The organism is Kitasatospora sp. NPDC085895, assembly GCF_040702125.1.
Taxonomy (GTDB): domain Bacteria; phylum Actinomycetota; class Actinomycetes; order Streptomycetales; family Streptomycetaceae; genus Kitasatospora; species Kitasatospora arboriphila.
In genome coordinates, this window is record NZ_JBFBJY010000161.1 from 1 (window position 1) to 7,757 (window position 7,757).

The following is a 7,757-nucleotide window of genomic DNA, read 5'->3' on the forward strand; positions in this document are numbered from 1 at the left end:
TGTCCGGCGAGCCGGCCGAGGAAGCGGCACATGACCTGCGCGTTGAAGGTGCCGGTGAAGACCATGAAGTGCATCCGGCCCCTGGTGCTGATCGCGGACATGGCGTTGACCGAGAACCGGTTGCCGGTCCGGCACACGATCGGGGTCCGCCCCTTCTCTCCCCAGGTCCGGCCGGTGACCTGGTCGGACCGGATGCCGACCTGGTCGGCGAAGAGCACCTCGGCGCCCTCGGCCTTCGCCTTCGCGCGGATCGCCGGCCAGGTTTCCTCCAGCCAGCCGCGCACCGCCTCGCTGTCCTGCTCGACGGCCCGTTTGTCCGGCCGCTGGAACGACAGCCCCCAGCGGCGCAGGTACTTGCCCACCCCCTGCTCGGTCAGCCGGACCCGATACAGCTTCGCGATCAGCGCACCCACCTGGGAACGCGTCCACAGCTGACCGGAAAGCCCCAGGTCACAAGGCTGGTGGTCGAGCCCGGCCTGCCGCACCGCCGCCTGCTCGGCCTCGGACAGCACCTGATGTTCCCCGACCCGCCGCCCACGCGGACGCCCGATCAGCGCCTCACGCCCGCCGGCCAGCCACTTCGCCCACCAGCCGTCCACCGCCTTCAACGAGACCTTGAACACCGCCGCGACGTCCTCTCGGTCCCGGCCCTCCAGCAACGCGGCCACCGCCCTGAATCGCAATGCCTCCTGCGCCGACGGCGACAAGTGCCGCGCGTCACCCACCAGTTCACTCACGCGGTGTTCAACGACCCGGAACCCCAACCGTTTCGGATCAATAGGTGCAGGCTTTGGGAGATGCCGCGGGTGAGCTGGATGCCCGTGCTGGTTGCACGTGCGTGGGCCGCATGGCCAATCCGCAGGCCGGAGGTCCGGCGGTCAGCGGGGGGTGGCGGCGTCGGGCGTGAACGGGCGGCCGTGGCCGGGCACGATCAGGTCTGCCACAGCCAGCACCCGTAGCCGGGAGGTGCGCAGGAGGTCGCGGTCGGGGGCCACCGGGTCATCCGCCGGGCCGTTGGCATGCCACCACAGGTCGCCGGCGAAGGCCACCACGCCCGAGTCGGTGCCCGCCAACAGCGTGATGTCCTCCGGGCTGTGGCCCGGAGTGCGGATCAGCCGCAGCGACGGGGTGAGTTCGTAGCCCTCCGCGTCCCGGTTCGTCCAGTGGTCATACAGGTACTCCACCTTGTGGTCGTGCACCCGGGCACGACCGAAGAGGCCCGCGTTCACGGTGTTGTCCGGGTGGTGGTGGCTGAGTACGACGTCGGTGATGTCGTCGGGGTCGAGCCCCAGTTCCGCGAGCGGGGCGAGGATGTGGTCGCGGCTTGCCACCATGCCCGGGTCAAAGATCACGTGCCGTCCCGCATCGGAGATGTAGGAGACCGTGGCGGCGACCCCGGGGCCGGTGGAGCCCACGTATCCGGTGGTCAGGACCCTGTATGCGGCGCTGCGGCCGAGTGGTGCGTCTGTCATGGCCTCAATCCTTCCGAGTGCGGCCATGGCCCACGAGTGGCACTGCTGCCCCTCATCGCAGGATTCGTGCCAACCGTATGTCACACTGCGTCCGTGCCGCCTTTCAAGACCGTCGCCGCGTACGCCCCTCCCGGTGTCGGCATGCTCGCCGTCGGCATTGTCACTGAGGTGTTCGGCCCCTACGGAGCAGCGCTGCCAGGTTTCGACTTCGCCCTGTGCGCCGACCGGGCCGGGCCGGTGCCCACGGACTGCGGCGTACCGCTGTCCGTCGCGCACGGACTGGACCGGCTCGCCGGCGCCGATCTGCTCATCGCCCTGCCCGGAGCCGGGTTCCGCGCACCGCCCGCCCCCGCCGTACTCGACGCGTTCAGGGCGGCGTACGGGCGCGGTGCGGTTATCGCGGCCCACTGCGTCGGCACGTTCGCGCTCGCCGACGCCGGACTGCTCGACGGCAGACGGGCGACCACGCACTGGCGGTTCGCCGAACTGCTCGCCGACCGCCACCCGGAGGTCGTCGTGGAACCCGACGCGCTCTACATCGACGAGGGGAGCATCGTCACCGGCGCGGGAGCCGGCGCGGGCTTCGACCTGTGCCTCCACCTGCTGAGGCGCGAACACGGCGCCGCGCTTGCCAACGCCGTCGCCCGCGACATGGTGCTGCCCTCCCACCGCGACGGGGGACAGGCCCAGTACCTGGCCGCGCCCGTTCCCGAGGACGGCCGGGACGAGCGGCTCGCCGAGGTCCTCGGCTGGGCTCGCGGACACCTCCACGAGCCGCTGCCCGTCGCGGAACTGGCCAACCGTGCCCTGATGAGCAAACGCTCCTTCGCCCGCCGCTTCGCCGCCGCGACCGGCACCACTCCGCACGCCTGGCTGCGAAGCCTGCGACTGAGCAGGGCCGAGGAACTCCTGGAGACCACGGACCTACCCGTCGAGGAGATCGCCCACCGGGTCGGCTACGCAAGCGCGGCCGTGCTGCGCGAACAGTTCGTACGGCGCCGGGGAGTTCCTCCCCGCTCCTACCGCCGTGCCTTCACCAGCACGCAATAGCGGGGGTCGGAAGGTCAGGACGCCGAGGTCGCGGGCGGTTCGGGGGGAGGAGCCGGACGAGGTCGTTCTCGGCATTGCCGCGCCACAGCAGGAGGTGGGGAGTTGTCTTCGGGGCGCGGAGCGTGGAGGCGAGGGTGCCGCTGCGGCTCGGGTGACCGACCGGTGCCGGGCGGGTTGTCGGGCCGTGGGGCGAGGCGATCCTCTTGGCAGAGGGCGGCAGATCGCTGCCGTCGTCATCGTCGCGCCGAGGCAGGCGACCGGCAGGGCCCCGCAGTAGCTCTGCACGGGGATCTGCCGCAGGCCGGTATCGGGGACCGCCCAGCAGGCCAAGGTGGCTGCGACCAATATGTTCGAGCATACGGGGCTTTTGATGACGATCCCTGCAAACGGTTCTGGTCGCGCTTCCGTGAAAGACCAGGTCAGAGCGTGAACGCAGGAACGCTCACTCAGGGCAGTTCTCGATCATGGGGGAATACTCGATCGAAGACATGCTGTTTTCCGGGATCGATGTGCGGTTGGAGGGCGTGAGCGTCACCGCTGCACTGCTGTTCGTCGATGCTGCGGCCTGCGGGCGAGCGCCGTGTTGCCCGGGCTGCCGGTGGCGGGGACGCAGAGTGCATTCGACCTATCGCCGCACCCTGTCCGAACGTCCCTTTGGCGGACAGAAGTCGGTCGTTCGTCTGCGAGTGCGGCACTGGGCTTGACGCTCCCCGGACGACACCACCCCTGCGGCACCGCCACCGCTCGGATGCTCCCTCCACTGGCAGCCCTCCGTCCCGACGAACGTCGACCGAAGCGATGGCACCCGCGCCGACCGGCTCACCCGACCGGCTCACCCGACCGGCTACCCGGGCCGCTGGGCCGGTGAGCAGCCGCTCGGGTGCCGAGCCCACAGCTCCCGCCGTCTGCGTTCCCGTGTTCTGCAGACGGCGGTCGGCGCGGCATGCGTCTGGTGCGCCACCACGGAGCGCGTCCGGCGTTTTGCATGGTGATCATCTTTGATGAGAGGCTGTGCCGTGCACACGAACCAGACCGGCCGACTCATCGGCGCCGTCTTCGGACTCGTCTTCGTCCTGGCGAATGCGGGGGCTCTCCCGACGGCCGCGGCGATCCCGCTGCGGGTCCTCGCGATCCTCGTCTTCCTGCGGCTGTTCACCGCCATGCGGCGCGCCGGTGCGACTGCTGACGGTACGACGACGCGTCTCACGTTCGGGCGCGGGTACCGCCTCGTGGTCGGTGCCGAGGTGGTCGTCGGACTGGGCGGCCTGTTCGTCCTTGCCCGGGTACTGCACGTGCCGCAGGCGGCGATCGGCTGGATCGCCCTGGTGGTCGGACTGCACTTCTTCGGCCTCGCCGTCGTCTGGCGGATGCCGTCGGTCCACGTCATGGCCGCCGGGCTGACCGCGTGCGGTGCGGCGGGGCTGGCACTGGCCCGGGCGGACGCCCCGCACGCCGCCGTCGCGACGGTCGCGGGAATCGCCCCCGGCGTGCTGCTGCTCTCCGCGGTCGCCTGGACGCTGAAGGCATCGAAGCCCGCGGTCGCCGCGGCCGGCCGGCCCTGAGCCGCCCTGAGACGTCTTACGGCGAGGTGCGGAGCACGGTGGGATTCCGGCAGGCCGGCTGGGTCGGTGTGGCCGACCGCGGCCTGCCGGGGCTGCCCGCGCGGCTTTCCACCCTCTTCACTGGGGTGAGCACCGCGCGGGCCTGACGTCGCGGTGGTGTCGGCCCGCGCGAGCGGCGATGACCGGTTCGTGGAGCCGGTCACCGATGTGTGGGCCGTCACCACCCGCCAGACCCTCCGCACCCGGGCCTCCACCCCTGGCGCCACCAGGACCAGCCTCGCGCGGTCCGCCCCCGAGGTCAGCCGCCCTCCGTCGGTCGTCCCTGTTCGAAGTGCAGGTAGCGGTCGATCGAGCGGGCCAGGACCTCGTTGCCGTCGGCGGTGACGACGCGGTCCCACCATGCGCCGTAGATCCGGTCGAAGCGGTAGCCGGCGAGCAGTTCCCCGGCGGCGCGGACGGCCTCGGGGCGCTCGGGGATGTGATTGGCGTAGCTGTACATGATGGTGACCCAGCGGCGGTCCGGGCAGACGTTGACGACGTCGCCGGTGAACAGGGCGCCCCGGTCGGCGTTCCAGTGCATGATCGTGCTGCCCGGGAAGTGCACGCCGGGGTTGATCAGCGTCAGCTCGTCGGTGAGTTGGTGTGCTTGCCCGCTCCAGAAGTGCAGGGCGGGGTCGGGGCGGCCGACCCACTGCCGGTCCGCCTCGTGCAGGTAGACGGGTGCGTCGAAGGCGTGCGCCCAGTCGACCATGGCGGAGTAGAAGTGCGGGTGGCTGATGGCGATCGCGGTGATGCCACCGAGTTCCCGCACCTCGCGGACCACCTCGTCGTCGAGGTGGGGAACGCAGTCCCACAGCACGTTGCCGGCGGCCGTGCGCAGCAGCAGGGCGCGCTGGCCGATGGCGAACTCGGGGGTGCAACCGATGCCGAGGACGTCCGGGCCCTGTTCCTCGAAGCGGCCCCGGTGCCCGTCGGCGCGCAGCTCGGCCCGGCTGGTCCACTGCTGGCCGTCGCGTCCGAGGTACTGGCGCTCGTCCAGGCAGACCGGGCAGTCGGGGCGCGGGGCGGCGTACTGGGTGCCGCAGGTGCGGCAGAGGGGCAGTGTCGCGCCGGTGAGGTCAGCCACGGTCGCCCCCGGCCAGCTCGGTCAGGACGTACGGGCGGGACGGCTGCCAGCCGAGTTCGACGACGGCGCGCTGCCCGGACACCACCTGGTTCAGGCCGAGGGCCTCGGCGAACGGGGCGCCCACGGCCTCGGCGGCCTGCTCCGGCGGCCAGGGTTCGGCCCGGCCCGTGCCGCCCGCGGCGAAGTCGGCGGCAGCGGCCAGCGCCGCGACCGGTACCCCCTCGTGCGCCACGCCGTGCAGCACGCTGCCCGCGTCGGCCTTGGTCACCGCCAGCACGAACAGCTCGGCGAGGTCGTCCACATGGACCATCGGCCAGCGGGTCGCCGGGGAGCCGATGTACCGGCCGGTGCCGTGCTCACGCGCCCAGCCGACCATCAGACCGGGGATGCCGCCGCCCCGGCCGTAGACGATGCCGGGCCGCACGACGACGGCGCGCACGCCCTCGACACTGGTGGCCAGCACCCGCTGCTCGATGCGTGGGCGGTAGCCGACGATGGCGATGGCGTTCGTCGGCGCGTCCTCGTCGAGGGCCACGTCGCCGGTGGCGCCGAGCACCCAGATGCCGCTGGTGTGGACGAAGGCCCGTCCGGAGCCGCTCAGCCGCTCGGTCAGGGCGTCCACGGCCGCCGCGTCCACCGCCTCGTCGCCGGTCGGGGTGGTGAGGTTGACCACGGCGTCGATGTCATCGGTGACGGCTGCCCGCAGCGAGGCCGGGTCGGCCAGGTCGCCGACCCGCGTCGGTTCCCCGGCCGACAGCCGGCCGTCCTCCCTCACGAAGCGGATCACCTGGTGGCCGTGCGCGGCGAACCGCTGCACCACGGCCGATCCTATGTAGCCGGTGGAACCCAGCACGAGTACCTTCATGGCCGATCTCCTTCGTTCCTCGATGAGTTGAAACGGATGTCGCACGCAGGACGGACGGTCTACCGCTCGCCGCCCTGCTGGGGGTCGCTCCCCGTGTCCTCGCCCGCCGCGGCGGATGCCGGGACGGCGTGTTCCGCGGCGCGGCTGACTTCCTCCCACCCCCTCCAGGTGGCCATCCGGGTGCGGGCGATGTCGAACGCGAGGTCGTAGACCATGCTTCCCAGGAGGAGGCGCAGCGGCGGCTCGTCGCTGTCGACGAGCGTGAGCAGCGCGGCTGCGGCGAGCTTCGGGTCGCTGTCGACCGAGCCTTCGGCGAACTGCTGGGCCAGCTTCGCCCGCAGCGGCGCGTACGCCTGCAGGGGGCTTGTGCTGTGCATGGCGGTGTAGAGGTCCGTCCAGTAGCCGCCCGGCTGGAGGATGCTCACCTTGATACCGAAAGCGGCGGCCTCCAGGGCGAGGGCTTCGCTGAGGCCTTCCAACGCGAACTTGCTGGCGCTGTAGAGGCCGGTGCTCGGGAAGCCGCCGAGGGCGGCGATGCTGGAGACCTGCACGAGGTGGCCGGAGCCCTGCTCGCGCAGCAAGGGCATGACTGCCTGGCAGACCCACAGTGCACCGAAGAAGTTGACGTCCAGTTGGGCGCGGGCCTCGGCCTCGGTGAACTCCTCGATCATGCCCATCGACAGCGTGCCGGCGTTGTTGACGACGATGTCGAGCCGGCCGAAGTGGCGGGCCGCCTCGGCGACGGCGGCGAACACCGCGTCGCGGTCGGTCACGTCCACCCCGAGGGGCAGCACCCGCCCGGGGTGGGCGGCCGCGAGATCCTCCAGCGGGGCCACGGTGCGGGCGGCGGCCGCCACCCGGTCGCCGGCCGTCAGCGCCGCCTCGGCGAAGGCGCGGCCGAGGCCCCGGCTGGCGCCGGTGACGAACCAGACCCGGCTAGCGATGTCGGCTGGGGGGCGCATGCGCAGTACTCCTGTATCCGATGATTTCGACGGCGTGGTGCCTGAACGGCCCGCTGTCGATCTTCCGGCTTCCCGCCGTGCCCCATCAACGCCAAGGTCAGTAAGGTTCGATAACCCATGCTTATGACAGGGGGCGGCAACGGGAGGAAGCCCCGCGACATCGAGGTCTTTCTGACGCCGGTGGGGAACTGCACTTCGGCAGGGTCGTCACCTGACTGCACCTCACGCAGGCGCCTGTTCGCCGGGAGCACCGACGGGACGGCCCGTTGTCCGACCGCTCCGACCGCCTCCAGGCCCGCCGCGCCCTGCTCGACCGGAAGCTGTGCGCGACACACCCCCCGGGGAGCTGTCGGACGCATCGAGCAGGTCACGAACGCCGATGAACTGATCCACCTGGTGGTCATCGGCGAGATCGCCCCTCACTTCCCCGCCACCGGTTCCCGACGCGGGCATGACGGCCTTCGCCCTGGTCCGGTGCAGCGACGCCCCGACCTGTCGACATCCGAACCAGCACCGGCCCGCGCATTCAGGGACGCCGACGTCGACGTCGGTGACGGCCCGAAGACCCGGGCCGCGACCGAATATCCCCGCCTGACTGGCGACGAACCGGGTTGATCAACCACCTTGAGGCTGAACCTGTGGAGTGGACACCCTGACAATGGATCTTTGATCCAGGAAGGGATGTCCAGGTGGGACGGAAGTCTCCGTATCCGGAGGAGT

General features: G+C 71.3%; 7 protein-coding genes. 2 read left to right on the forward strand and 5 right to left on the reverse strand.

Going from position 1 to position 7,757, the window contains the following annotated elements; all coding sequences use genetic code 11:
• Both AB0442_RS41000 and AB0442_RS41005 read right to left on the reverse strand, forming a co-directional pair.
• On the reverse strand, positions 1-728 hold a 728-nt coding region (locus AB0442_RS41000; protein WP_366168629.1), incomplete at its 3' end, for an IS630 family transposase.
• Between the two features lie 150 nt (positions 729-878).
• Positions 879-1,472, reverse strand: coding sequence for an MBL fold metallo-hydrolase (locus AB0442_RS41005; protein WP_366168624.1), 594 nt, complete (start codon positions 1,470-1,472; stop codon positions 879-881).
• A gap of 141 nt (positions 1,473-1,613) precedes the next feature.
• On the opposite strand from AB0442_RS41005, the gene AB0442_RS41010 reads away from it, so the two are divergent.
• Together AB0442_RS41010 and AB0442_RS41015 are read left to right on the forward strand one after the other, a co-directional pair.
• Positions 1,614-2,522 (forward strand): helix-turn-helix domain-containing protein, encoded by a 909-nt coding sequence (locus AB0442_RS41010; RefSeq protein ID WP_366168630.1) that lies wholly within the window; start codon positions 1,614-1,616, stop codon positions 2,520-2,522.
• Positions 2,523-3,538: 1,016 nt separating this feature from the next.
• Positions 3,539-4,084 carry a hypothetical protein gene (locus AB0442_RS41015; protein WP_366168625.1) on the forward strand — a complete coding sequence of 182 codons (546 nt, stop codon included), beginning with the start codon at positions 3,539-3,541 and terminating at the stop codon, positions 4,082-4,084.
• 298 nt (positions 4,085-4,382) lie between these two features.
• Here the strand turns inward: AB0442_RS41015 and AB0442_RS41020 are convergent, their stop codons facing one another.
• Genes AB0442_RS41020 through AB0442_RS41030 form a run of 3 tightly spaced genes read right to left on the reverse strand, consistent with a single transcriptional unit; the run spans position 4,383 to position 7,037 of the window.
• A complete protein-coding gene (locus AB0442_RS41020) occupies positions 4,383-5,210 on the reverse strand; it encodes an MBL fold metallo-hydrolase (protein ID WP_366168626.1) in 828 nt (275 codons plus the stop codon).
• Positions 5,203-6,075 carry an NAD-dependent epimerase/dehydratase family protein gene (locus AB0442_RS41025; protein ID WP_366168627.1) on the reverse strand — a complete coding sequence of 291 codons (873 nt, stop codon included), beginning with the start codon at positions 6,073-6,075 and terminating at the stop codon, positions 5,203-5,205. The genes AB0442_RS41020 and AB0442_RS41025 overlap by 8 nt, the downstream gene beginning before the upstream one ends.
• Positions 6,076-6,134: 59 nt before the next feature.
• A complete protein-coding gene (locus tag AB0442_RS41030; RefSeq protein WP_366168628.1) occupies positions 6,135-7,037 on the reverse strand; it encodes an SDR family NAD(P)-dependent oxidoreductase in 903 nt (300 codons plus the stop codon).
• Positions 7,038-7,757 lie beyond the last annotated feature (720 nt).

Excerpts from the sequence above, each read along its gene's own strand:
- AB0442_RS41025 (WP_366168627.1), bottom strand. The coding sequence starts at position 6,075 with ATGAAGGTACTCGTGCTGGGTTCCACCGGCTACATAGGATCGGCCGTG.
- AB0442_RS41005 (WP_366168624.1), bottom strand. The coding sequence starts at position 1,472 with ATGACAGACGCACCACTCGGCCGCAGCGCCGCATACAGGGTCCTGACC.
- AB0442_RS41030 (WP_366168628.1), bottom strand. The coding sequence starts at position 7,037 with ATGCGCCCCCCAGCCGACATCGCTAGCCGGGTCTGGTTCGTCACCGGC.
- AB0442_RS41010 (WP_366168630.1), top strand. The coding sequence starts at position 1,614 with ATGCTCGCCGTCGGCATTGTCACTGAGGTGTTCGGCCCCTACGGAGCA.